This window comes from Flavobacterium sp. P1_E4 (assembly GCF_056405915.1).
In genome coordinates this window covers 336,714-361,287 of the sequence record NZ_JBFUBE010000001.1, presented here as the reverse complement: position 1 = coordinate 361,287, position 24,574 = coordinate 336,714, and the positions used below count along the sequence as shown (strand labels likewise).

The window sequence follows — 24,574 nt, the reverse complement described above, 5'->3', positions numbered from 1 at the left end:
TATAAAGTGTTTTTAAAATAACTTTGCGACCTTGCGCCTTAGCGGTAAAAAAAATATGACTTTCAAACAAAAAATATACAAACACTACTATCAATTAGTTCAAGATAGAATAGACGCTTTCAGGGACATGATTGCGGCTTTGACTGAAGATTCTAAAAATGATGCAAAAGGTTCAGCGGGTGACAAGCATGAAACGGCCTTGTCTATGATGCATATTGAACAGGAAAAATTCAATACGAAACTCAAAGAAGTATTAACTCAAAAAAGCATTTTGGATAAGTTAGACTCTTCTGTTGTGGCAGAAACTATTATTCTGGGAAGTTTGGTAAAAGCCAATGGGATTTATTTGTACCTAAGTCTTGCCCTTCCAAAAATCAATGTAGACGGTATTAATATTATTGCTTTATCTCCACAATCTCCGCTTGGAAATAAATTGATGGGAAACAAAGTAGGATTTACTTTTGAGATTAATGGAACTAAATACGCAATTGAGAGTATTGAATAGTTTCTATTTTTAATAGAATCAGTGTTTTTAAAGTGAAAATTTAATTAATTAACAGAATTGTCTTTTTTTGTGACAGCTTTTGGTTTTTATGCAATTGAAATCATTAAAAAAACGTGCTTCCCTAATAAAACTTTTTGTAATTTCGCCAGCTTAAGTTTGACTTTAAAACTAAATGAAATTATGAGCAAAACAATGACAGTCGACATATTGTCGAGTATTAAAGGAGCACAGCCATCAGAGAGCGTGAACAAATTATTTGATGTAATTAAAAATGCAATTCCAACAAATAATAATTCTTTAAATAATGTCAATCGTAATTGTGTGTCTGTAAATAATTTAAGAGAAGATGTTGTGATAGAGAGTTCGGCTATTGAGAAACAAATAATTTTGGAAAACTTCCCGAACAAGAAAAATGGTTTTTTAGTTGTTGCTAAAGTTATAGAAGGATAAAAAAATGGATTCTCAAATAAAAAAAATACACCAACTACTGGTGTCAAAACAAATAACTTGTACTGCTTTGGTACAAGGAAAATTAGACTTACTTAAACAAAATACTTATAATTCAGTAAATTCTTTATTAGATACTTTGGCTTTAGAATTAGCTTCTAAGGTGGATGCTAAAATTGAAAAAGGGGAAACAATAGGTTTGTTGGAAGGAATTCCTTTTGGAATTAAAGATGTGTATATGGTACAGGGAACTTACACTACTGCAAGTTCTGATTTGTTGAAAAATTATAAATCACCATACACAGCTACTGCGATTCAAAAATTATTGGATGCAGGCGCTATTCCATTAGTAAAAGAAAACTGCGATAGTTTTGGTCACGGATCTTCCAGTGAAAATACTATTTTCGGTGCTGTGAAAAATGCTGTTAATCCAGAATTAGTTGCTGGTGGTTCAAGTGGTGGATCTGCAGTTAACGTTGCAAAAGAATATACTGTGTTTTCTATTGGTGGAGATACGGGAGGTTCAGTTCGTCAGCCTGCTGGTTACAATCGCATTTATGGTTTAAAACCAACTTATGGTAGAATTTCGAGATATGGTCTTATGGCGTATGCATCTTCTACGGATTGTGTTGGCCCATTGGCTAAATCAGTTGAAGATATTCGAATTGTGTTGAATGTGATGAGCGGAAAAGATCCAAAAGATCAAACTTCTATCACATCATCAGAAATTAGTGAACAGGCAATTGCAACTTCAGCCGTAAAAACAATCGGTTATTTTAAAAACTTTATTGAAAGTGATGCTATTGATGCCCAAATAAAATCTGATTTCTTGGCAAGCATAGAAAAAATAAAAGCCAAAGGAATTGAAGTAAAAGAATTGGATTTCTTTAAATCTGATATTTTGGTTTCGACTTACTATACATTGGCAATGGCAGAAACGGCTTCTAATTTATCTCGTCTTGACGGAACAAATTATGGAAACCGTATTGAAGCTGAAAATTTAATCGAAACTTATGCAGTAACGCGTTCTGAAAACTTTTCGGAAGAAACAAAACGCAGAATTGTTGGTGGAAACCAAGTGTTGTCTCAAGGTTTCTCAGATGAAATATATTTAAAGGGATTGGCTTTAAGAGATCAAATTTCCGAAAATTTTAGTAAAGATTTTGAAGAGGTTGATGTCATTTTGTCGCCAGTTACGCCAAGCACTCCTCCTAAAATTGGAGACAGCTTAAAAGACCCGTTGGCTATGTATTTATCCGACGCCTATACGGTTGGATTTAGTTTGGGACAATTGCCAACTTTAACAGTGCCACAAGGAACAAGTACTGGACTACAAATTTCTGCAGCAAAAAATAATGATGAATTAGTGTTGAAGTTTGCTAACTTCTTAAAAGATACAATATAATGGAATTGGAACAATTAACTGCGGCTATAAAAGCCCACGATTTAGAATTGGTAATTGGACTTGAAACTCACGTTCGATTGAATACCAAAACCAAGTTGTTTTGTTCTTGTCCAAATCAAGAAATAGAAACACCTAACGAAAATATATGTTCGGTTTGTACTGGGCAAATGGGCGTTTTGCCTGCCTTGAATAAAGAAGCAATTACAAAAGCGATTTATTTTGGAAAAGCGGTGGATTCGTCATTTAGCAATGAAGTGATATCTTGGGATAGAAAGCATTATGAATATCCGGACAACCCGAAAAATATTCAAATAACGCAATATCATAACCCGATAATTCCTGACGGACACGTTTCTTGTTACCGAAATGACGGTTCTCAATTTACCGTGAATTTAACTCAGGTTCATATTGAAGAGGATGCTGCGAAATTGATGCACGAAAAGAAGATTTCGTTAGTCGATTTCAACAAAGCAGGTGTGCCGTTGATTGAAATTGTTACGGAACCTTGTATCAGAAATATTGAAGACGCTTCAACTTACGCACAATACATTCAGCGTATTGTTCAAAACTTAGGAATCTCTGAAGCGAATCTTGAAAAGGGAGAATTTAAATCGGATGTTTCTGTGTCTTTGCGCAAAAAACACAGTTATGATTTAAACCCAAGAACGGAAATCAAAAACTTGAACTCGTTTAAGTTTATGGTGGAAGCTTTGAAAGAAGAGGTTGAAAAACAATTCAATTATTTTATTGAGAACAAAGAGTTCAGACCTGATCAAACGACTGTGTTATGGGATGCTGACTTAAAGCAGACCAAAGTAATGCGTAAAAAAGAATTTGAAGCGGATTACCGTTTTATTTCTGAGCCGGATTTACCTTTTGTAAATATTAAAGCAGAGATTGAAGCAATTAAAGTGGATACAAGCGCTTTGCCATATGCTGTTGAATCTATTTTGATTAACGGTGGAGTTTTGCCACAAGATGCTAAGTTTTTTACTGCAGATAAGTTGCGTTCGCAAACATTTGTAGAAATAAACAACGAAATTAAAGACCCTTCGTTTGTTGCTAAAACTTTGGCAAACAATATTAAGGCCGAAGATTATGCTGATATCCATAGTATTGCTCATTTAACGGATATTTTTAAATTATTTAAAGCTGAAAAAATTACAGCGGTTTTAGTTCAAAATGCGATTGTTGGTTATTTAAAAGATAGAACTTTTGACTACAACAAGTACTTTGAGAAAAATACCATTTCTGAGGATAAAATCCAAGAAGTTATAGCTAAAGTGCTTTTAGAAAATGAGGCTGTTGCCAATGATATTAAAGCTGGAGACCAAGGAAAAGCTGGTATTTTAGTTGGTAAAGTTTTGGGTGTTATCGGAAAAGGCGCTAATGGTAAAGTCATTCGTCAAATTATTTTAGACAAATTAGGAGCTGCTGCTGTTTTAGAAAATAAAGAAGCTGCTGAAAAAGTTTCTAATGAAACGGTTGTAGAAAATAAAGAGGCTCAAGAAGAATCACTTCCTGAAATTCCTATTATTATAAAAGATACTTATAGAACGCATAAAATTTCACAGTTATCAGAAGAAAGCATCAATGAAGAGGTGTTGTTGTCTGGCTGGATTGCCAGTGTTCGTGATCACGGTGAATTGATGTTTATTGATTTGCGTGATTCAAGTTATGAGATTTTTCAAGTACGAATCAGCAGAGAGTCGTTTCCTAATATCGACGAGTTGGTAAAATTAAAACCAGAATCAGTAATTTCTGTAAAAGGTATTGTAGTTGGACGTAATGAAGATGATTATAATGCAGGTTTGCGTACAGGTAAAATTGAATTAGAAACTTCTGTATTGGAGATTTTAAACTTATCTAAAACATTGCCTTTTGAAATTAAAAGAGCGGCTAAAACGAACGAAGCAATTCGTTTTCAATACAAGTTCTTAGATCACAGAAACGAAGAAGTAAGAAGAGCAATCGTAAACCGTCATAAAGTAATTAAGTTATTGCGTGACATTTTGGATGAAGAAGAGTTTTTAGAAATCGAAACTCCGATTTTAAGTGCTGGAACCGATGAAGGAGCACGTGAATTTATTGTTCCTACACGTAAAGGGTCAGGTATGTTTTATACGCTGCCACAAGCGCCACAGCAGTTTAAACAAATGTTGATGGTAAGCGGTTATGAAAAGTATTTCCAAATTGCGCGTTGTTTTAGAGATGAGGATTCTCGTGGAGATCGTCAGCCGGAATTTACGCAATTGGATATGGAAATGGCCTACGCAAGTATGCAGCAGATTATAGATTTAAACACCAAAATGTTTAATGAAGTAGTTAAGAAGATATATGGCAACAAGTGGATTTTACGTCCGTTTGAAGTGATTACATATAAAGACGCAATGGATTTCTATGGTTGTGACCGACCAGATTTGCGTTACGGATTAAAAATGCAGGATATCACCGATATTGTAAAAGACACGACTTTCCAAGTATTCAGCAAACCTATTGAAGATGGGGGAATTGTAAAATGTATCAAAGTTTCGGCTAAAGAGCAAGGGAACAAGCGTATGTCTAAAGGTCAAATCGAAAACCTTACGGCTATTGCTCAACAGCACGGTTTAGGTGGATTGGCTTATATTATTGTAAATGAAGATGAATTGCAATCGCCAATTATTAAATTTTTGGGAGAAGATATTGCGACAGGAATTATTAAAGCTACTAATGCACAAGTGGGAGATATTGTATTCTTCTCAGCAGCAGATTATGCTACGGCTAACAAAGCTTTGGATGCTGTTCGTCAAGAAATGGGTAAAATGCTGCACTTAATTAACGCAAAGGAATTATGTCCGGCTTGGGTAGTTGATTTTCCAATGTTTGAAAGAACAGATGAAGGAAGATGGACATTTACGCACAATCCGTTCTCAATGCCTGCGATTTACGATTTAGAAAAGCATATGAAAGGGAATGATGAAGAAATTGGAACTATCATTGCACAACAATACGATATAATCTTAAACGGTTACGAAATAGGTGGAGGATCTGTTCGTGCACATAAATCAGAAATCTTGGAAGCAACTTATAGAAATATGGGTTACAATAGAGAAGAAATGATAAAAAGTGTTGGAACAATGCATAAAGCTTTTCAATACGGCGCACCGCCACACGGTGGAATTGCTTGGGGAATTGACCGTTTAATGATGATTCTTGAGAAAAAAGCATCTATTAGAGAAGTGATGGCTTTCCCTAAGACAGGAACCAGCGAAGATTTATTATTTGGTGCGCCATCTCTTTTATCTGATAAAAAGGTAGAAGAAATGAATGTGAGAATCATTAAATAAAATCAATAGCAATTTCAATGGCAATTTGAAATAGAAATTAGAATTGTTCAAATTATCAAGTTTCCAAAGCAGCATTGTAAATGCTTGTTTTGGAAATTTGTGTTTTATAATGGTTTTTAATTTTAATTGCCTTTTCTTTTATAGCTATTGATTTTTGCCATTGAAATTGCCATTGAAACTATTGCTTCCAAGTACTCCTAATTTTGGCTTTTTAGCCCCGACAGAAGGGATAAACCTTGTGAGCCGGTGTTCGGCTCGCAAGTTTAGGAATGATGGCGGGAACGATGTTGATTAAAAGGCCTAATCTTTCGCTTTAAATCCTTTTGAATGCAATTTATTGGGCATAGAGTACTATTTGCCCTTTTCTTTTTTTACTTGTTGTTACAATTGATTTTTGCTATTGTTATTGATATTGAAATTAAATTTTTGATTATATCATTGAAACTGATTTATATCATTGAAATTGACATCTTTTGTTAATAACTTAGCCTCTTATAATTGGAATAAAACACTTATATAGGTTACATTTTTATATATTTGCTTGTTAGACGAAAAACACATTTTTTTAGATTAAATTAATATGAGCGAAGAAATCAAGAAGGACAATTATTCAGCAGACAGTATCCAAGCTTTAGAAGGAATGGAGCACGTGAGAATGCGTCCATCGATGTACATTGGAGATGTAGGTGTAAGAGGGTTACATCATTTAGTTTATGAAGTAGTAGATAACTCTATCGATGAGGCAATGGGAGGCCATTGTGATACGATACGAGTTGATATCAACGAAGATGGTTCAATTTCTGTTGAAGACAACGGACGTGGTATTCCAGTTGGTATTCACAAAAAAGAAGGTGTTTCTGCATTAGAGGTTGTAATGACCAAAATTGGTGCTGGAGGTAAATTCGATAAAGATTCTTATAAAGTTTCTGGAGGTCTTCACGGTGTTGGGGTATCTGTTGTAAATGCATTGTCAAACCATTTAAGAGCAACAGTTCATAGCAGTGATGGAAAAGTCTACGAACAAGAATACGAAAAAGGAAAAGCGCTTTATCCAGTAAAGCAAATAGGAGAAACGAATAAAAGAGGTACGATTGTTACTTTTTATCCAGATCCTTCTATTTTTACCCAAACAATAGAATATTCTTATGATACTTTATCTGCTCGTATGCGTGAGTTATCCTTTTTGAATAAAGGAATCACGATTACATTTACAGACAAAAGAGAACTTGATAAAGATGGGAATTTTGTTTCAGAAATATTCCATTCTTCTGAAGGATTAAAAGAATATATTAGATATTTAGATGGAAATCGTGAGCCTATTATTGCACACGTAATTTCTATGGATAATGAAAAAGGAGAAATTCCAGTTGAGGTAGCTTTGGTTTACAATACAAGTTACTCGGAGAACATTTTTTCTTATGTAAATAATATTAATACACACGAAGGAGGAACACACCTGCAAGGTTTTAGAACTGGTCTTACAAGATCTTTAAAGAAATATGCAGATGCTTCCGGGATGTTGGATAAATTGAAGTTTGATATTGCTGGAGATGATTTCCGCGAAGGTCTTACTGCAATTATTTCGGTAAAAGTGGCTGAACCTCAATTTGAGGGTCAAACTAAAACTAAATTAGGAAATAGAGAAGTTGTTTCTCCGGTAAGTCAAGCAGTGAGCGAAATGATTGAGAATTATTTGGAAGAAAATCCAAATGATGCTAGAATTATTGTTCAAAAAGTGATACTTGCAGCCCAAGCACGTCATGCAGCCAAAAAAGCGCGTGAAATGGTGCAGCGTAAAACCGTTATGGGTGGCGGTGGATTACCAGGGAAATTATCGGATTGTTCCGAGCAAGATCCAGCAAAATGTGAAGTATATCTTGTCGAGGGAGATTCGGCAGGGGGAACGGCAAAACAAGGTCGTGACCGTGCTTTTCAAGCGATTTTACCTTTAAGAGGTAAGATTTTGAATGTTGAAAAAGCAATGCATCATAAAGTTTTTGAAAACGAAGAGATTCGAAATATTTTTACGGCACTTGGAGTAACTGTTGGTACAGAAGAGGATAGTAAAGCTTTGAATATTTCAAAATTAAGATATCATAAAGTAATCATCATGTGTGATGCCGATGTCGATGGTAGTCACATTTCTACTTTGATTTTGACGTTCTTTTTCCGTTTTATGAAAGAACTAATTGAAGAAGGACACGTATATATTGCAGCTCCTCCTTTATATTTAGTTAAAAAAGGTACTAAAAAAGAATATGCTTGGAACGATGTTCAGCGTGATCAAGCGAATGAAAGAATGGGCGGAAGTGCAGGAATTCAGAGATATAAAGGTCTTGGAGAGATGAACGCGGAGCAGTTATGGGAAACTACGATGGATCCAAGTTTCAGAACATTAAGACAGGTTACAATAGATAGTTTGGTTGAAGCAGATCGAGTTTTCTCAATGTTAATGGGAGATGAAGTGCCACCAAGAAGAGAGTTTATCGAGAAAAATGCAGTTTACGCAAATATCGATGCGTAGTTTTTAGAGTAACTGTATTTTTTCTTTTTTGGTTTGAAATTAATAAAAAAATAAATAAAAATGAAAGTTACCATTGTAGGAGCAGGGAATGTGGGAGCATCCTGTGCAGATTCAATTTCTTATAGAGGAATTGCAAGTGAAGTAGTGTTATTGGATATTAGAGAAGGTTTTGCCGAAGGTAAAGCTATGGATATCATGCAATGTGCTACAAATACCGGTTTTAATACCAATGTTTCAGGGGTTACTAATGATTATTCTAAAACAGCAAACAGCGATGTTGTTGTGATTACTTCGGGAATTCCTAGAAAACCAGGAATGACTAGAGAAGAATTAATAGGAATCAATGCTGGAATTGTTAAAACTGTTGCTGAGAATGTATTGACACATTCACCAAATTGTATTGTAGTAGTAGTGTCTAATCCAATGGATACAATGACTTATTTGGCATTGAAATCTACGGGATTGCCAAAAAATAGAATTATCGGAATGGGTGGAGCTTTGGATAGCTCTCGTTTTAGATATTATTTGTCTAAAGCATTGGATAAACCATCTAATGATATTTCGGCTATGGTTATTGGTGGGCACGGTGATACTACAATGATTCCTTTGACAAGATTGGCTGCTTATAATGGTATTCCAGTTTCTGAATTTTTATCTCAAGAAGAATTAGAAAAAGTTGCTGCTGCCACTATGGTAGGAGGAGCTACACTTACAGGTTTATTAGGAACTTCAGCTTGGTATGCGCCAGGAGCTTCTGTTGCTTATTTGGTAGATAGTATCTTGAATGACCAAAAGAAAATGATTGCTTGTTCAGTAATGTTGGACGGTGAATACGGACAAAGCGATATTTGTATCGGTGTACCTTGTATTATAGGTAAAAACGGAATTGAGCAAATTGTTGATATTAAATTAAATGATGCTGAAAAAGCTGCTTTTGCAAAAAGTGCAGAAGCTGTAAGAAGCATGAATGCTGATTTGAAAACTGTTTTGGCATAATAATTTACGTATAAAAAAAGAAGACTGCAATTTCTGCAGTCTTTTTTTTGATTTTAATTAATAAATAAATTGGTTAATCTTTCCGTTAATTATATATTTGCTCGGTTTAAAAAAAATGACATAAATCGTGCACATCTTTTTTGTTTTTCAAAAATGACGTAATGGCTTATTTTATAGGGTTTAAAACAAAAAATAATAAATAAAAAATAATTAATTTTTAGTAATAATGCAGAATAAAGGACTTATTAAATTTTTCGCAATTCTATTTGCATTGGTAAGTATTTACCAACTTTCTTTCACTTTTGTCTCAAGCAAAGTAAAAAGTGATGCAAAATCTTTCGCTGGCGGAAACCCAGAAAAAGAAGTAAAATATTTGGATTCAATTGGTAAAGAAAAAGTGTTTAGCTTAGGTTTTACTGATTTTACATTCAATGAAGTAAAAGATAAACAAATCAATAAAGGTCTTGACTTAGAAGGAGGAATCAATGTGACTCTTCAAATCTCTGTTAAAGACATTTTGAAAGGATTATCTAATAATTCGAAAAATCCAGTTTTTAATAAATCTTTGGCGGATGCCACTGCAAATAAAAAAGGAAATCAAGCTTATATTGATGCGTTTTTTGAAGCTTTTGAAGCTAATTCTAAAGGTTCAGTAAAATTGGCGTCACCAGATATTTTTGCAAACAGAAGTTTGCAAGGTGAGGGTGGAGTTACTTTTCAAATGACAGATGCTCAGGTTCAAAAGGTAATCAAAAGAAAAGTTGATGAATCTGTTGAAAGTGCTTTTGGAGTATTGAGAAAACGTATCGATAAATTTGGTGTAACACAACCTAATATTCAAAAACTAGGTGAGTCTGGACAAATTCTTGTTGAACTTCCTGGTGCTAAAGATATTGATAGAATCAAAAAATTATTGCAAAGTACTGCTCAATTAGAGTTTTGGGAAACTTATAAAGTTGAAGAAATTGGTAATTTCATCATGGCTGCTAACGAGGCTTTGAAAAAAACTGAAGTTGCTAAAGTTGAAACTAAAACTGTAGCAAAAGATTCATTAAGTGCATTATTGACTGATGAAAAAGATTCTACTGCTACTAAAAAAGGAAATAATCCTATTATTGACAAAATTGTTGCGCAAGGTGGTGGACCAGTTTTAGGTCTTTTCTCTCCAAAAGATACTGCTACAATAAATTCTTACTTCAAAAGAGCTGACATCAGGATTTTATTGGCAGGTGATCAACGTTATGCAAAATTTGTATGGGGTATACCAACTACCATTAAAGATGCAAAAGAAAAAGATGTTGAAGTTGTTGAGTTATATGCTTTAAAAGGTAACAGAGATAATGTTGCTTCAATGGGTGGTGGTGTTGTAACTGATGCTAGTGATACTTTTGATCAATTAGGAAAACCTGCTGTTTCTATGCAAATGAATAACGTAGGAGCAAAAGAATGGGAAGAATTGACAGGAAGAGCTTATACTCAAAAAAGTAATATTGCTATTGTTCTTGATGATATTGTATATTCTGCTCCAGGTGTGTCAAGTGGACCAATTTCTGGAGGTAGATCTGAGATTTCAGGTTCTTTTGATGTTACTCAAACTAAAGATTTAGCAAACGTTTTAAGAGCAGGTAAATTACCAGCTGCTGCAGAAATAATTCAGTCTGAAGTTGTAGGTCCATCCTTAGGTCAAGAAGCTATTGATAATGGTACTAATTCTGCTGTAATTGGATTGCTTTTAGTATCTCTTTGGATGATGATCTATTATGGTAAAGCAGGTTGGTATGCAAATATTGCTTTGGCTGTCAATTTATTATTTATGTTTGGTATTTTGGCTAGCTTAGGTGCTGTACTTACATTGCCAGGTATTGCAGGTATCGTTTTAACAATGGGTACTGCAGTTGATGCGAATATCATTATTTATGAAAGAGCGAAAGAGGAATTAAGGTCTGGTAAAACTTTGGATGAAGCTGTTAAGGCTTCTTATAGTTGGACTGGAGCTATGCGTTCTATCGTTGATGCAAACGTAACTCACATCTTGACAGGAGCTGTATTATTCATCTTTGGATCTGGACCAATCAAAGGATTTGCTACTACTTTATTAATTGGTATTATTACCTCTTTGTTTACTTCTATCTTTATTGCTAGAATCTTTATTGATAAAAATATTGCAGGTAAAAATGATTTATCTTTTGTAACTAAATTTTCTAAAAATTTCTTTACTAACTTCCATTTTGATTTCTTGGGAATTAAAAAATGGACTTACCTTTTCTCTATTGTTGTAACTATTGTAAGTATTGCATCTATTGCAACTCACGGTTTTGATCAAGGTGTTGATTTTGTTGGAGGAAGAACTTTTCAAGTTCGTTTTGAAAAGTCAATGGAGCCTGAGTTGGTTAAAGAAGAATTAACTGCTGTATTCGGTAGTGCTGAGGTTAAAATATTTGGAGAAGACAATCAGTTAAAAATTACAACTAAGTATAAGATTCAGGAGACAGGTAGTGCTGCAGACGAAGATGTAAATAAAAAATTATTCGAAAGTTTGAAAAAGCATTATGCTTCAGGAATGACTTATGATAAATTTATTAATGCTTATGAAGGTAAAAAATTAGGTGTTGTACAAGCATCAAAAGTTGGACCAACTGTAGCTGAAGATATTAAAACAAATGCTTACTGGGCTGTTTTAGGTGCAATGCTTATTGTAGGTTTGTATTTAGTAATCAGTTTCAGAAAATGGCAATATAGTTTAGGTGCTATTGCAGCGGTAGCGCATGACGTTATCTTTGTATTAGGAGTTTATTCATTGCTTTGGAAATATATGCCTTTCGGTATGGAGATAGATCAGCACTTTATTGCGGCTATCTTGACGGTTATTGGTTACTCTATGAATGATACTGTAATTGTATATGATAGAGTACGTGAGTTCTTGGATGGTAAAACAAAAGGTTCTTTCTCTGAAATTGTAAACAAATCTATTAACTCTACAATGTCAAGAACTATCAATACTTCATTGACAATGATTTTTGTATTGTTAATCATGTTTATTTTTGGAGGTGAATCTATTAGAGGATTTATCTTTGCAATGCTTATCGGTATTATCATTGGTACTTATTCTTCATTGTTCATTGCAACTCCAGTATTGGTTGATACCATTTCTAAAGATGAGAAACATAATGTTGAGATTAAGCACCAAGAAGTAGAGGCTTAGTAATTAGAAACATATATTTATAAAAAAGATTCAACGAAAGTTGAATCTTTTTTTTTGGATTAATATGAAAATATTCATTTAAAAAAACACTACATTATTTTCATAAAGGTGTCTTTTATTAATTGTATTTCATTGGCGTAAATACTTTTCTTTTTGTTTGCAAAATAAAGAGTGTTCTTTAAAGGCGTTTTTCCTTGCCATAAAAGCTTTATTTTTCCACTTTCCAGTTCTGTTTTGCACAAGAAATCTGGAATTACTGCCAAACCGCTGCTGTTGCTTAAACAGCGCACTATGGAGTTTAAATTTGGGACAATATAATTTGGCCTAAAGTCTGCATGTTTATTGAAATTAAGCTGCCAAAAGCGTCTTAAATGCTCCATATCTCCTGTAGTTCCATACCATCTTTGTTGTTTGAGCCAAAGTTCTATTGCTTCTAAGTCATTTTGCTTTTTCAAAGTGTCAAAGGCATCGGAATCTGTTTCATTCCCTCCTATAAGAACAATTGTTTCTGAAGAAAAGCCTTGATATTCGATAGTGTTCTTAGCGATCATTTGTGGAGTAATGATTAAATCTAAAATTCCTTTGTCTAGATTTTCAATCATTTCTGGATACTCACCAAATTGAATAATCACATTAAACGGAAACGTTGCTAAATACGGCTCTAAAGTAATCTGGAAGGTTTCAAAACACATTCCAATGCTAATGGTTGGGGTATTTTTTTCTGTACTTCGGTGGAAATTTTTCTCTGCCTCTTCTAATTTAGACAATCCATCTGTTATAAAATTATAGAGCACTTTTCCTTTTTCGGTAGGAATCATTTTTCTGCTTGTTCTATCAAATAATTTATACCCAACATAACTTTCGAGTGAGCTCAAATGCAAACTAACTCCAGGTTGTGAAATAAACAATGCGTCTGCCGCGCCAGTTAAGGTACCGGTTTTGTAAATATATTTGAAAGTTCTGTACCATTCTAGATTTACCATTTTTGACAAGTATTATAATTATGATACAAAGGTATGAATTATGTTATTTTAATAATGGATTTGTAGGTTGTAAATTTGCACTATCAAATTAATACAAAACAATATGAAAAAGATATTTATAATAAATGGGGGACAAAAGTTCGGACATTCTGGTGGAAAGTTTAATCAAACAATAGCAAATGCCACCGCTGATTTTTTTTTAAATAATGAAAATTTTGAAATAAAAAGTACTGATGTAAACGACGAGTTTGATCCTGCTCAAGAAGTGGAAAAATTTGTTTGGGCTGATGTGATTATCTATCATACCCCAATTTGGTGGTTTCAATTACCACATGCTTTCAAGAAATACATTGATGTGGTTTTTACCGAAGGCCATGATAATGGTATTTACAAAAGTGACGGGCGCTCCTCTAAAAATCCTGCGATTAATTACGGTACAGGAGGAACGTTGCACGGAAGAAAATACATGGTCACTTCTTCTTGGAATGCTCCGAAAGAAGCTTTTACCTTGCCTGGTGAATTCTTTGGGGAAACAAGCGTTGACGATGGAGTGTTATTTGGATTTCACAGAATGAATGCTTTTACCGGGATGAAACCTTTAGAAAGCTTGCATTTTCATGATGTTATGAAGGGGGCTAACGTAGATAGTGATTTAGAAATGTACAGAAATCATTTGACTCAATTATTTTTGAACTAATTATGGAAATAAATTTGACAGTAATCATCAAAAGTAAATCTGAACATAGAGAAGAGTTGAAGTCAATCTTGGTAGATTTAACAAAGAATTCTAAAAAAGAAGCTGCCTGTATTCAATATGATTTGCATCATAATATTGAAGATCCAAATGCCTTTATTCTTCACGAAGTTTGGAAAAATAAGGAAGGACTAGATTATCATAAAGAACAATCGCATTTCTTGAAATTTAATCAAGTTTCTGAACTTTTTTTAGAAGAAAAAATAACAGTTTATACGACTTCAAGAATTGGGTAGTAAAAAAAAATAGCCACTGAATTTTCAGTGGCTATTTTTAATTTTTAATTAAATAAAAATTAAATTTATATTTCAGAGGTCTTCTTTGCTGTAATTACAAAATACAACCCCACTACTATAAATGGAATACTCAACCATTGACCAGTTGATAATATGTTTCCTAAATCGCTTTCAAAGCCGCCTTGACTCTCTTTTACCGATTCGACTACAATACGAACTGTGAATAAAAGAACTAAGAACAAACCGAATAAAAAGCCTGATTTTTTACGAGCATCTGTTTTCCAGTAAAGGAAAAATAATGCAGCAAATACAAAGATGTAACAAAAAGCTTCGTACAATTGTGCAGGGTGTTTGGCAGGAACCATCTCTAGTAAATTTGAATATTGAGGATTTGTGGCTATAGCGTTGTAAGCTTCTTTTGGAGTAGAAAGTTGAGTTGCATTTACTGCTTCTCTTGGAGTAAATTGATCTCTTATAAAACGAATCCCAAACGAAGATGTTGTTTCTTTACCCACAATTTCCGAATTGAAAAAATTCCCCAATCTCACAAAAATTGCTCCACTGGCAACAGGAATAACTACTCTGTCCAATATCCATAATAATGGTTTCTGGAGTACTTTTTTGCTAAAAAAATACATTGCAACGATAATTGAAATTGCTGCTCCATGACTCGCTAATCCTTGGTATCCTGTGAATTGAAATTTAGGACTGAATCGGAAGGGTAAAATGATTTCAGCTAGATTGTTACGGTAATACTCCCAATCGTAAAAGAAAACATGTCCCAATCGCGCACCAACTAATGTTGCCAGTACGGTCCAAACAAACAATGAATCTAATTTGTCGATGGAAACATTTTCTCTGTCAAAAATATGTTTCATGATGTACCAGCCCAGTCCAAAAGCGATTACAAACATTAAACTGTAAAAGCGAATAATGAAAAAACCTAAATCAATTCCTTCGGAAGGATTCCATACAATGTTTAAAGCGTGTATCATTTATTTTTTATTTTTTGTGAAAATACTATTTTGATTTGATTGACTGTGTTAATTAAAAGGTAAGAAAATTTCTTTTTTAGCGAGTGTGATTGCATTTTTTATCAGGGACTGGATCATAGCCTTTTCTACCCCAAGGATGACAACTCAAAATTCTTTTTATTCCTAAATATCCTCCATAAAACAATCCGTGAATTTGTAAAGCCTTAATCATATAGCTTGAACAAGTCGGCTCAAATCGGCAAGCAGCGGGAGTAAAAGGAGAGATGGCTCCCTGATAAAATCGAACGAGTAAAATAAAGGGATAAACTATTATTTTTGAAAACATTTGAGATGTAATTATCTAAATTCTGAATGCCCGCTAATTTACTGTCTGCTTATTGAATACTAAAACTCGTGCCTTCTTTTCCGTCTTTTAATTGAATACCCAAAGCTATTAATTGGTCACGAATTTGATCAGATAATGCAAAATCTTTATTATCTCTTGCTTGTTTACGCATGCCGATAAGCATATTTACAACGCCCTCTAATTTATCAGTATTACCATTGGCTTTTTCTTCTTCCAATCCCAAAACATCAAACACAAAAGCTTGCATGGTTGTTATGAATAATTTCAAATCGGCTGTATTTAAAGTCTCTTTTTCGTCTTTTAATAAATTAATAAAACGAACTCCTTCAAATAATTGCGCAATAAGAATTGGCGAATTGAAATCGTCATTCATAGCATCATAACACAATTGTTTCCAACTGGCAATATCTATTGAACTGGTTGCGCTTGCAGAAATACTTTTTAAAGATTCCATTGCTTCCATCAATCTTTTATATCCTTTTTCGGCAGCAATGATGGCTTCGTCAGAGAAATCAAGAATGCTTCTGTAGTGCGCCTGTAACATGAAAAAACGTGCTACTGATGCCGAAAAAGCTTTGCTCAAAAAAGCATTATCTCCAGTTAAAATCTCTCCGGGTAAAATATTGTTTCCAGTAGATTTGGCCATTTTTTTACCGTTCAAAGTAAGCATATTGGCATGCATCCAGTAGTTTACGGGAGTGTGTCCAGTACAAGCTTCATTTTGTGCAATTTCACATTCATGATGTGGGAATTTCAAATCCATTCCGCCACCGTGAATATCAAAATGATTGCCCAAATATTTAGTGCTCATCGCGGTACATTCTAAGTGCCAACCCGGAAATCCATCGCTCCACGGTGAAGGCCAACGCATAATATGTTGCGGTTCGGCTTTCTTCCAAAGCGCAAAATCCTGTGGATTTCTTTTGTCCGATTGTCCGTCAAGATCACGGGTATTGGCTAGCATATCTTCAATATTACGACCGCTTAATACACCGTAATTATTGGTTTCATTGAATTTAACCACATCAAAATAAACAGATCCATTGGCTTCGTAACCAATTCCTTTGTCAATAATGGTTTTTATGATTTCAATTTGCTCAATAATATGTCCCGTTGCCGTTGGTTCAATGCTAGGAGGCAAAAAGTTAAATGCATTCAAAATATCATGGAAATCGACCGTATAGCGTTGTACAACTTCCATTGGTTCGAGTTGTTCCAAACGCGCTTTTTTGGCAATTTTATCTTCACCTTCATCCACATCGTCCACAATATGTCCCACATCCGTAATGTTACGAACATAACGGACTTTATAATCCAAATGCAATAAGTATCTAAATATTACATCAAAAGACATAAAAGTTCTCACATTTCCCAGATGCACATTGCTGTAAACCGTTGGTCCACATACATACATCCCCACATTTCCTTCGTTAATTGGTGTAAATGTTTCTTTTTCTCCAGAAAGAGAATTGTATATTTTTAAGGTCTGACTTTTATATAAGGACATGAAGTTTTGTTTAATCGTTAATTTGTTTAATCGTTTATCCGTGTTGGTTTATTGATTTAACGCTTTACTGGTTGATGTTGATTCTTGTGAAAGATAATATTTTTTTAAACTATTAATTTGATTACAAATTTTTTCAAGTTTTTCTCTACAAAGTAAATATTCTTCTTCAGTAATATAATCAAGGTCTTTTGAAATTATTAGATGATTTAATGTTTCTGTTGCCGAAGAATATGAAATAGTAAGGAAATGAGCTTTGTCTTTATTTGTATTTCTAGAAGTTCCTTCCGCTATATTTGTAGCAATAGATGATGAACTTCTTTTTATTTGGGAAGTAATGCCATAAATTTCACTTGATGGAAAATTATTAGTCAGTTTATATATTGCTAAAACAAATTCTCTAGAATTTTGCCAAACGTCAAGTTTTTCGAATGAAAAAACATACATATTTATTTCGATTTAACAATTAAACTAATTAACGATTAAACAATAATTTAAAAACTAGTATCCAATTTGATATAGTCCAAAAACTCTCTTTTAGTTTGTGGATCTTTGAATTTTCCACCAAATTCAGAAGTTACAGTACTGCTTTCGATATCTTTAATTCCTCTTGAATTCACGCAAAGGTGTTTAGCGTCAATTACACAAGCGACATCTTCTGTACCAAGAGCTTGTTGAAGTTCTTGAACAATTTGCATCGTTAAGCGTTCTTGTACTTGAGGTCTTTTGGCGTAATGTTCTACGATACGATTCATTTTTGAAAGACCAATAACTCTTCCACTAGAAATGTAAGCAACATGCGCTCTTCCGATGATAGGTAATAAATGGTGTTCGCAGGTAGAGTAGAGTGTAATGTTTTTTTCAACTAGCATTTCTCCATATCTATAATTGTTTTCAAAAGTGGAGGCTTTTGGTTTTTTGTCAGGATTTAATCCGCCAAATATTTCTTTTACAAACATTTTGGCTACACGATTAGGAGTTCCTTTCATGCTATCATCCGTCAAATCCATTCCCAATGTCAATAGAATGTTTTCAACATCTTTTTTTATTTTTTCAATCTTTTCTTCATCTGTAATGGCAAATGCGTCCTCTCTTACTGGATTTTTGGCATTGGTACTAATATGATTGTTTCCTATTTCGTCTTGAAATTCTTCGTTGTTTATCATTAAAAGGTACTATTATTATGAGTGTCTATTTTTAAGGGGTAAAGATAATTAATAAAAAGCAAACATTTTCTATCGTTTCGGGTTTTAATTATAGCAAAAATTGATGAAAAGATTGATTAATTCGATATTAAAGCAAAAAAGGCAATACCATTTGAATGCTATTGCCTTTTTGAAATTATAAGGTAATTTTATTTTGAATTATAAACGCTAATTGCTTCTTTTAAAATATGAACGGCACTGATTAAATCTTCTTTTTTCAAAACATAAGCAATACGAACCTGGTTTAAACCGACACCCGGAGTCGAATAGAATCCTGCAGCAGGAGCTATCATTACTGTTTCACCATTTAATTCATATTTTTCTAAAAGCCATTGCGCAAAAACATCTGCATTATCAATAGGCAATTGAGCGATGCAATAAAAAGAAGCTTTTGGAGTCTTTACGATTACACCATCTATTTTGTTCAATTCGCTAATTAAAATATCTCTTCGTTCTTTGTATTCAACTATTACTTCGTCAAAATAACTTTGAGGTGTGTCAATTGCAGCTTCACAAGCAATTTGTTCGATTGTTGGTGGGCATAAACGAGCTTGTGCAAATTTCATTGCGGCAGCAATAACTTCTCTATTTTTTGTTACCATACAGCCAATACGTGCGCCACACATGCTATATCTTTTAGAAACCGAATCAATCATGATTACGTTTTGTTCGATTCCTTGTAGATTCATTACAGAAAAGTGATGGTCTCTTTCGTCATATATGAACTCACGATATACTTCGTCTGCTATTAAAAACAAATCATGTTTTTTAACCAATTCTCCCAGTTGTTTAATTTCAGATTCTGAATATAAATAGCCTGTTGGATTATTTGGGTTACAAATTAAGATAGCTTTTGTTTTTGGCGTAATTGCTTTTTCAAATTCTTCAATTGTTGGTAATGTAAATCCACTTTCAATATTAGAAATTACAGGTACTACTTTTGCACTTGATTCTTCTGAAAAAGCACTATAATTAGCATAAAAAGGTTCAGGAATGATGACTTCATCTCCTGGATCCATGATACTTCCAAGAGCAAACAAAAGTGCTTCAGAACCTCCTGTAGTTATCATTATATCTTCGTAGCCTACTTTCACATCTTGTTTGGTGTAAAATTGAGCTAGTTTTTTTCGGTAACTTTCATATCCAGCAGAAGGGCCATATTCGATGATAGTTAAATCAATGTTTTTTATCGCTTGGATGGCAATTTCGGGACTTTTTATATCGGGTTGTCCAATGTTTAAATGATATACCTTATGTCCCTTTTTTTTAGCTATATCTGCATATGGAGCCAATTTTCGGATTGGCGATTCCGGCATTCTTCGACCTCTGATTGAAATTTCAGGCATGATTGTAAAATTTGAGGTGCAAATTTGCAATTTATTTTCCAAAATCACTGTAAACAATGCGTCTATTTTGTTGTTTTTAGTTGATTATTATCGTATAATTGGGTAATAATATAGAAATATAACTAAATGGAAAAAAAATGTATATTTTTTCTTTTATTAATATCAATAATGCCTGTTTTTGCTCAGGATAGTTTTGTGTTTGACAAAGGAATCGAAAAAGTAACCGTACCAATAGTCTTAATTAATAATTTAGTTCTTATTCCTATAAAAGTAAACGGGGTAGAGTTGAATTTTCTTTTGGATACAGGTGTTGAGGAAACTATTCTTTTTAGCTTGGAGGATAATCCGGATGTCAATTTTTATAATACTGAAAAAATAACTTTGAAGGGTTTGGGTAGTGAAGACGCTATTGAAGGTTTGAAAACCACCAATAATATTCTGGAATTAAATGGCTTGAGATCTCATCACCAACTTATTTATGTTATTTTGGATCAGAGTTTTAATCTGTCTTCTCAAATTGGAATTCCAGTAAACGGTATTATTGGATACCAATTCTTCAAAGATAATTTGATTCGTGTTGATTATGCTAGTAAAAAGATAACGATTTATAAGAATGAGGAGGAAAAAAGACAGAATATTGAAAAAAAATTTAGCGCAGTTCCAATTACAATTGAGAAATTTAAACCTTATTTGATAGGTAATGTTATTATGGATAAGTCAGCTGTGGACGTCAAATTATTGATTGATATAGGAAACAGTGATTCGATTTGGCTTTTTCAAAACTTGTCTGAACAAATTAAAGTGCCAGCTAAAAATTTTGAAGATTTTTTAGGGAAGGGATTTAGTGGTGATATTGAAGGGAAAAGAGCTAGAATCTCTGAGTTTTCATTTGATAAATATGACTTTAAATCTCCGATTGTTGCATTTCCAGATTCCAGTTCCATAAAAAGTGTTCGCATGGTTCAAAACCGAGTTGGGTCCGTTGGTGGTGAAATTTTAAAACGTTTTTCGGTAATTTTTGATTATAAAAATGAGAAACTGTATTTGAAGAAAAACTCCAATTTCAATGAGCCATTTACCTATAATAAGAGTGGTATTGAAATAAAACACAATGGTTTGCAATGGGTTCAAGAAACTGTAAAGTTGGAGACTGTTCCTTTGTCAGGGGCAATTACATTTGATAGTAGCGGGAAAAATATAACTAATGATTTTAAATATAAGTTTCAACTCAAACCAATATATGAGATTGCTAACATCCGGAAAAAATCACCTGCAGCAGATTCTGGCTTGCAGGTAGGAGACATTATTATTTCAATTAATAAATCACCAGCATATCGATATTCATTACAAAAATTAAATGAAATGTTTAAATCGGATGAGGATAAATGGATTTATTTGGAAGTAGAACGAAACAATCAAATATTGAAATTTGCCTTCCAATTACATGATATTTTATAAAAAAAAAACGCTTTTGTTTTAAAAGCGTTTTTTAATGAAATTATTTTAGTTTGTGAGTACTTCTCCTTTAATTTTTAATGGTACTCGACCTTCTTCGTAGTTTACTGCATTGGTCTCTAAAGTAATGGTTTTACGGATTGGACCGGGAACCATGTTGTATTTTATTTCAATTCGGTCTGATTTTCCTGGAGCAATTGCCTGGCTAGGTTTGTATAATATTGTACAACTTGCCGTAGATTGTATTCCAGTTACATTTAAAGGTGCGTCACCTGTATTGGTAAATGTAAAACTTCGAACACCATTGTCACTTGATTTGTACACTTTTCCATAATCAACCGTGTTTTCTGCTTGAAGAATGTTGATTTTTGGACCACTTTGTGTAAAGCCAATGTTGCTAAAAAAAAGCAAAACGATAAAAGCTGTAATATTTTTCATATTCTTAGTTGTTTTAGTAGGCATAGTAAATATAGTATGTTTTAATTAATGCACAATTTTTTATTTCTCTTTTTATACTGTGCTTAATTATTTACTTTTGCTTTTTATATGAATATCAAAAATCAAACCAAAGTGAAAAGGTTTATTCGTTTAAGTGTTTATTCGTTTATTTAATTATGATAAACAATCCAATAAACAAATCAACGAATAAACACTTAAACGAATAAACAATTCAACGAATCCACAATAAAATGACAATTCCAGCACAATTTGACGCTAAAACTATCGAGAATAAATGGTATGCGTATTGGATGAAAAATAATTATTTTCATTCGGAGCCAGACCATAGGACACCTTACTCCATTGTAATTCCTCCTCCTAATGTAACCGGAGTGTTGCACATGGGACACATGCTCAATAATACAATTCAGGATGTATTGATTAGAAGAGCACGTTTAAAAGGTTTCAATGCTTGTTGGGTTCCTGGAACGGATCACGCCTCGATTGCTACAGAAGCTAAGGTAGTTGCCAAATTGAAAGCGGAAGGAATCAATAAAAATGATTTAACACGCGAAGAGTTCTTGAAACATGCTTGGGAATGGACTGATAAATATGGAGGGGTTATTCTTGACCAATTGAAACAGTTGGGTTGTTCTTGTGATTGGGAACGTACTAAGTTTACAATGGATCCGGATATGTCTGCATCTGTAATTCGATCTTTTGTGGATTTATACAACAAAGGTTTGATTTATCGTGGTTATAGAATGGTGAATTGGGATCCTGAAGCTAAAACGACTTTGTCTGATGAAGAAGTTATATACGAAGAACAACAAGGGAAATTATATTTCCTAAAATATAAAATTGAAGGGAGTGAAGATTTCTTAACAGTTGCAACTACACGTCCAGAAACTATTTTTGGGGATACAGCTATTTGTATCAATCCAAATGATGAACGTTTTACTCATTTGAAAGGTAAAAAAGCGATTGTTCCTATTTGTGGCAGAGTGATTCCGATTATCGAAGATGAATATGTAGATGTTGAGTTTGGAACGGGTTGTTTGAAAGTTACTCCGGCTCACGATATGAATGATAAAACGTTAGGAGAGAAACATAACTTGGAAATTATTGATATTTTCAATGATGATGCTACGCTAAATAGTTTTGGATTGCATTATCAAGGGAAAGATCGTTTTGTTGTTCGTTCCGAAATTGTAAAAGAATTAGAATCGAATGGTGATTTGGCTAAAACTGAAACACATCTTAATAAAGTAGGAACTTCTGAAAGAACCAAAGCGGTGATTGAACCTCGTTTGTCTGACCAATGGTTCTTGAAAATGGAAGATTTGGTAAAACCAGCAATCAAATCTGTTTTAGAAGATGGCGACATTAAATTACACCCAAAGCGTTTTGATAACACTTACGCACATTGGTTAAACAATATTCGTGATTGGAACATTTCTCGTCAATTGTGGTGGGGACAACAAATTCCAGCTTATTATTATGGAGACGGAAAAGAAGATTTTGTAGTTGCTGAAAACATTGAAGAAGCTTTAGTTTTGGCTAAAGAAAGAACCAATAACCAACAACTTACGACCAACGACCTTAAACAAGATGTTGATGCACTTGATACTTGGTTTTCTTCTTGGTTGTGGCCAATGTCGGTTTTTGGTGGAATTATGGATCCGGAAAGTGAAGATTTTAAATACTATTATCCAACCAATGATTTAGTAACGGGACCAGACATTTTATTTTTCTGGGTTGCGAGAATGATTATTGCCGGTTATGAATATACAGGAAAAAAACCTTTTACTAATGTGTATTTAACGGGATTAGTTCGTGATAAACAGAGACGTAAAATGTCTAAATCTTTGGGAAATTCGCCTGAGCCTTTAGAGTTAATTGAAAAGTTTGGTGCTGATGGAGTTCGTGTGGGATTGCTTTTGAGTGCTTCTGCGGGTAACGACATTATGTTTGACGAAGAATTATGCAATCAAGGAAAAGCATTTTCTAACAAAATATGGAATGCTTTCAAATTGATTAAAGGTTGGGAAGTATCTGATGCAATTCTACAGCCTGAATCTTCAAAAGTAGCAATTGAATGGTACGAAGCTAAGTTGCAACAAACACTTTTGGAAATCGAGGATAACTTTGGGAAATACAGAATTTCAGATGCCTTGATGGGGATTTATAAATTGGTTTGGGACGATTTCTGTTCTTGGTTCTTGGAAATGATCAAACCTGCTTACCAACAGCCAATTGACAGCATAACTTTTGCGAAAGCGATAGAAATGTTGGAAAATAACATGAAATTATTGCATCCATTTATGCCTTTCTTGACAGAGGAAATTTGGCAAATATTGGCAGAAAGAACAGCTGAGGAAGCATTAATTGTTTCGACTTGGCCAGAAATGAAACCTTTTAATGCACAATTAATAACTGATTTTGAAAATACTATCGATGTGATTTCCGGAATTAGAACAATTCGTAAGGACAAGAATATTCCATTTAAAGATACTATCGAATTAAAAGTGGTAAACAATGATAAAGCTTCAACTTATTTTGATTCGGTTGTGACCAAATTAGGGAACATCACTTCATTGGAATACGTTTCGGATAAAGTGGATGGAGCATTGTCTTTCCGTGTAAAATCGAATGAATATTTTATTCCGATTACTGGAAACATCAATGTTGAGGAAGAAATAGCGAAACTTACTGCAGAGTTGGTGTATACGCAAGGATTCTTGAAATCGGTTCAAAGTAAACTTTCGAATGAGAAATTTGTGAATGGTGCTCCAGAAAAAGTTTTGGCAAACGAAAGACAAAAAGAAGCTGATGCACTTTCTAAAATTGCTACGATTGAGCAGAGTTTAGTTAGTTTGAAATAATAACTTTTTTTCTAAAATA

Annotated in this window: 19 protein-coding genes; 11 read left to right on the top strand and 8 right to left on the bottom strand. The window is 33.6% G+C overall.

All coding sequences use genetic code 11. From position 1 onward, the window contains the following. Nucleotides 1-55: 55 nt before the first annotated feature. The 7 genes from AC1DY0_RS01490 to secDF all read left to right on the top strand — a co-directional run bounded on the left by AC1DY0_RS01490 (nt 56) and on the right by secDF (nt 12,408). Nucleotides 56-505 (top strand): hypothetical protein, encoded by a 450-nt coding sequence (locus tag AC1DY0_RS01490; protein WP_477186918.1) that lies wholly within the window; start codon nt 56-58, stop codon nt 503-505. A gap of 180 nt (nt 506-685) precedes the next feature. After that, nucleotides 686-955: an Asp-tRNA(Asn)/Glu-tRNA(Gln) amidotransferase subunit GatC gene (locus AC1DY0_RS01485; RefSeq protein ID WP_477186917.1), complete on the top strand. Its 270-nt coding sequence runs from the start codon at nt 686-688 to the stop codon at nt 953-955. 4 nt (nt 956-959) lie between these two features. Next, the gene (locus AC1DY0_RS01480; RefSeq protein WP_477186916.1) at nt 960-2,357 is read left to right on the top strand and encodes an amidase; all 1,398 of its coding nucleotides are present in this window, start codon (nt 960-962) and stop codon (nt 2,355-2,357) included. Then, nucleotides 2,357-5,686: a bifunctional amidotransferase subunit GatB/aspartate--tRNA ligase AspS gene (gene gatB/aspS, locus AC1DY0_RS01475; RefSeq protein ID WP_477186915.1), complete on the top strand. Its 3,330-nt coding sequence runs from the start codon at nt 2,357-2,359 to the stop codon at nt 5,684-5,686. Before AC1DY0_RS01480 ends, gatB/aspS begins: the two co-directional genes overlap by 1 nt. Before the next feature lie 580 nt (nt 5,687-6,266). Next, a complete protein-coding gene (gyrB, locus tag AC1DY0_RS01470) occupies nt 6,267-8,210 on the top strand; it encodes a DNA topoisomerase (ATP-hydrolyzing) subunit B (protein WP_477186914.1) in 1,944 nt (647 codons plus the stop codon). A gap of 60 nt (nt 8,211-8,270) precedes the next feature. Continuing rightward, on the top strand, nt 8,271-9,206 hold the full coding sequence (locus tag AC1DY0_RS01465) for a malate dehydrogenase (RefSeq protein WP_477186913.1): 936 nt from the start codon (nt 8,271-8,273) through the stop codon (nt 9,204-9,206). 226 nt (nt 9,207-9,432) lie between these two features. Next, the gene (gene secDF / locus AC1DY0_RS01460) at nt 9,433-12,408 is read left to right on the top strand and encodes a protein translocase subunit SecDF (RefSeq protein WP_477186912.1); all 2,976 of its coding nucleotides are present in this window, start codon (nt 9,433-9,435) and stop codon (nt 12,406-12,408) included. An 89-nt stretch (nt 12,409-12,497) separates the two neighbouring features. Here secDF and AC1DY0_RS01455 read toward each other — a convergent pair whose 3' ends face one another. Beyond that, entirely contained in the window at nt 12,498-13,391 is an 894-nt protein-coding gene (locus AC1DY0_RS01455) for a LysR family transcriptional regulator (RefSeq protein ID WP_477186911.1), read from the bottom strand. 103 nt (nt 13,392-13,494) lie between these two features. On the opposite strand from AC1DY0_RS01455, the gene AC1DY0_RS01450 reads away from it, so the two are divergent. Continuing rightward, nucleotides 13,495-14,088, top strand: coding sequence for an NAD(P)H-dependent oxidoreductase (locus AC1DY0_RS01450; protein ID WP_477186910.1), 594 nt, complete (start codon nt 13,495-13,497; stop codon nt 14,086-14,088). Nucleotides 14,089-14,090: 2 nt separating this feature from the next. Beyond that, nucleotides 14,091-14,381 carry a putative quinol monooxygenase gene (locus AC1DY0_RS01445; protein ID WP_477186909.1) on the top strand — a complete coding sequence of 97 codons (291 nt, stop codon included), beginning with the start codon at nt 14,091-14,093 and terminating at the stop codon, nt 14,379-14,381. 65 nt (nt 14,382-14,446) lie between these two features. Here AC1DY0_RS01445 and lgt read toward each other — a convergent pair whose 3' ends face one another. The 6 genes from lgt to AC1DY0_RS01415 form a co-directional block, all read right to left on the bottom strand. Then, entirely contained in the window at nt 14,447-15,376 is a 930-nt protein-coding gene (lgt, locus tag AC1DY0_RS01440; RefSeq protein WP_477186908.1) for a prolipoprotein diacylglyceryl transferase, read from the bottom strand. 76 nt (nt 15,377-15,452) lie between these two features. Further along, a complete protein-coding gene (gene yidD / locus AC1DY0_RS01435) occupies nt 15,453-15,701 on the bottom strand; it encodes a membrane protein insertion efficiency factor YidD (protein WP_477186907.1) in 249 nt (82 codons plus the stop codon). 49 nt (nt 15,702-15,750) lie between these two features. After that, complete coding sequence (gene cysS, locus AC1DY0_RS01430) at nt 15,751-17,229, bottom strand: cysteine--tRNA ligase (RefSeq protein ID WP_477186906.1); 1,479 nt, start codon at nt 17,227-17,229, stop codon at nt 15,751-15,753. A 48-nt stretch (nt 17,230-17,277) separates the two neighbouring features. Further along, nucleotides 17,278-17,673, bottom strand: coding sequence for a four helix bundle protein (locus tag AC1DY0_RS01425; RefSeq protein WP_477186905.1), 396 nt, complete (start codon nt 17,671-17,673; stop codon nt 17,278-17,280). Between the two features lie 47 nt (nt 17,674-17,720). After that, on the bottom strand, nt 17,721-18,392 hold the full coding sequence (folE, locus tag AC1DY0_RS01420) for a GTP cyclohydrolase I FolE (RefSeq protein WP_477186904.1): 672 nt from the start codon (nt 18,390-18,392) through the stop codon (nt 17,721-17,723). A gap of 188 nt (nt 18,393-18,580) precedes the next feature. Beyond that, a complete protein-coding gene (locus AC1DY0_RS01415) occupies nt 18,581-19,777 on the bottom strand; it encodes a pyridoxal phosphate-dependent aminotransferase (RefSeq protein WP_477186903.1) in 1,197 nt (398 codons plus the stop codon). A gap of 126 nt (nt 19,778-19,903) precedes the next feature. Here AC1DY0_RS01415 and AC1DY0_RS01410 point away from each other — a divergent pair, with 126 nt between their 5' ends. Continuing rightward, a complete protein-coding gene (locus tag AC1DY0_RS01410) occupies nt 19,904-21,235 on the top strand; it encodes a PDZ domain-containing protein (protein ID WP_477186902.1) in 1,332 nt (443 codons plus the stop codon). Between the two features lie 45 nt (nt 21,236-21,280). Here the strand turns inward: AC1DY0_RS01410 and AC1DY0_RS01405 are convergent, their stop codons facing one another. Beyond that, nucleotides 21,281-21,670, bottom strand: coding sequence for a DUF1573 domain-containing protein (locus AC1DY0_RS01405; RefSeq protein ID WP_477186901.1), 390 nt, complete (start codon nt 21,668-21,670; stop codon nt 21,281-21,283). A gap of 251 nt (nt 21,671-21,921) precedes the next feature. On the opposite strand from AC1DY0_RS01405, the gene AC1DY0_RS01400 reads away from it, so the two are divergent. Next, nucleotides 21,922-24,555 (top strand): valine--tRNA ligase, encoded by a 2,634-nt coding sequence (locus tag AC1DY0_RS01400; RefSeq protein WP_477186900.1) that lies wholly within the window; start codon nt 21,922-21,924, stop codon nt 24,553-24,555. The last annotated feature ends 19 nt before the right edge of the window (nt 24,556-24,574 follow it).

Excerpts from the sequence above, each read along its gene's own strand:
- AC1DY0_RS01405 (WP_477186901.1), bottom strand. The coding sequence starts at position 21,670 with ATGAAAAATATTACAGCTTTTATCGTTTTGCTTTTTTTTAGCAACATT.
- AC1DY0_RS01425 (WP_477186905.1), bottom strand. The coding sequence starts at position 17,673 with ATGTATGTTTTTTCATTCGAAAAACTTGACGTTTGGCAAAATTCTAGA.
- lgt (WP_477186908.1), bottom strand. The coding sequence starts at position 15,376 with ATGATACACGCTTTAAACATTGTATGGAATCCTTCCGAAGGAATTGAT.
- AC1DY0_RS01410 (WP_477186902.1), top strand. The coding sequence starts at position 19,904 with ATGGAAAAAAAATGTATATTTTTTCTTTTATTAATATCAATAATGCCT.
- AC1DY0_RS01485 (WP_477186917.1), top strand. The coding sequence starts at position 686 with ATGAGCAAAACAATGACAGTCGACATATTGTCGAGTATTAAAGGAGCA.
- gatB/aspS (WP_477186915.1), top strand. The coding sequence starts at position 2,357 with ATGGAATTGGAACAATTAACTGCGGCTATAAAAGCCCACGATTTAGAA.
- AC1DY0_RS01415 (WP_477186903.1), bottom strand. The coding sequence starts at position 19,777 with ATGCCTGAAATTTCAATCAGAGGTCGAAGAATGCCGGAATCGCCAATC.
- AC1DY0_RS01450 (WP_477186910.1), top strand. The coding sequence starts at position 13,495 with ATGAAAAAGATATTTATAATAAATGGGGGACAAAAGTTCGGACATTCT.
- AC1DY0_RS01400 (WP_477186900.1), top strand. The coding sequence starts at position 21,922 with ATGACAATTCCAGCACAATTTGACGCTAAAACTATCGAGAATAAATGG.
- yidD (WP_477186907.1), bottom strand. The coding sequence starts at position 15,701 with ATGTTTTCAAAAATAATAGTTTATCCCTTTATTTTACTCGTTCGATTT.
- folE (WP_477186904.1), bottom strand. The coding sequence starts at position 18,392 with ATGATAAACAACGAAGAATTTCAAGACGAAATAGGAAACAATCATATT.
- secDF (WP_477186912.1), top strand. The coding sequence starts at position 9,433 with ATGCAGAATAAAGGACTTATTAAATTTTTCGCAATTCTATTTGCATTG.
- AC1DY0_RS01490 (WP_477186918.1), top strand. The coding sequence starts at position 56 with ATGACTTTCAAACAAAAAATATACAAACACTACTATCAATTAGTTCAA.
- AC1DY0_RS01455 (WP_477186911.1), bottom strand. The coding sequence starts at position 13,391 with ATGGTAAATCTAGAATGGTACAGAACTTTCAAATATATTTACAAAACC.
- AC1DY0_RS01480 (WP_477186916.1), top strand. The coding sequence starts at position 960 with ATGGATTCTCAAATAAAAAAAATACACCAACTACTGGTGTCAAAACAA.
- AC1DY0_RS01445 (WP_477186909.1), top strand. The coding sequence starts at position 14,091 with ATGGAAATAAATTTGACAGTAATCATCAAAAGTAAATCTGAACATAGA.
- AC1DY0_RS01465 (WP_477186913.1), top strand. The coding sequence starts at position 8,271 with ATGAAAGTTACCATTGTAGGAGCAGGGAATGTGGGAGCATCCTGTGCA.
- cysS (WP_477186906.1), bottom strand. The coding sequence starts at position 17,229 with ATGTCCTTATATAAAAGTCAGACCTTAAAAATATACAATTCTCTTTCT.
- gyrB (WP_477186914.1), top strand. The coding sequence starts at position 6,267 with ATGAGCGAAGAAATCAAGAAGGACAATTATTCAGCAGACAGTATCCAA.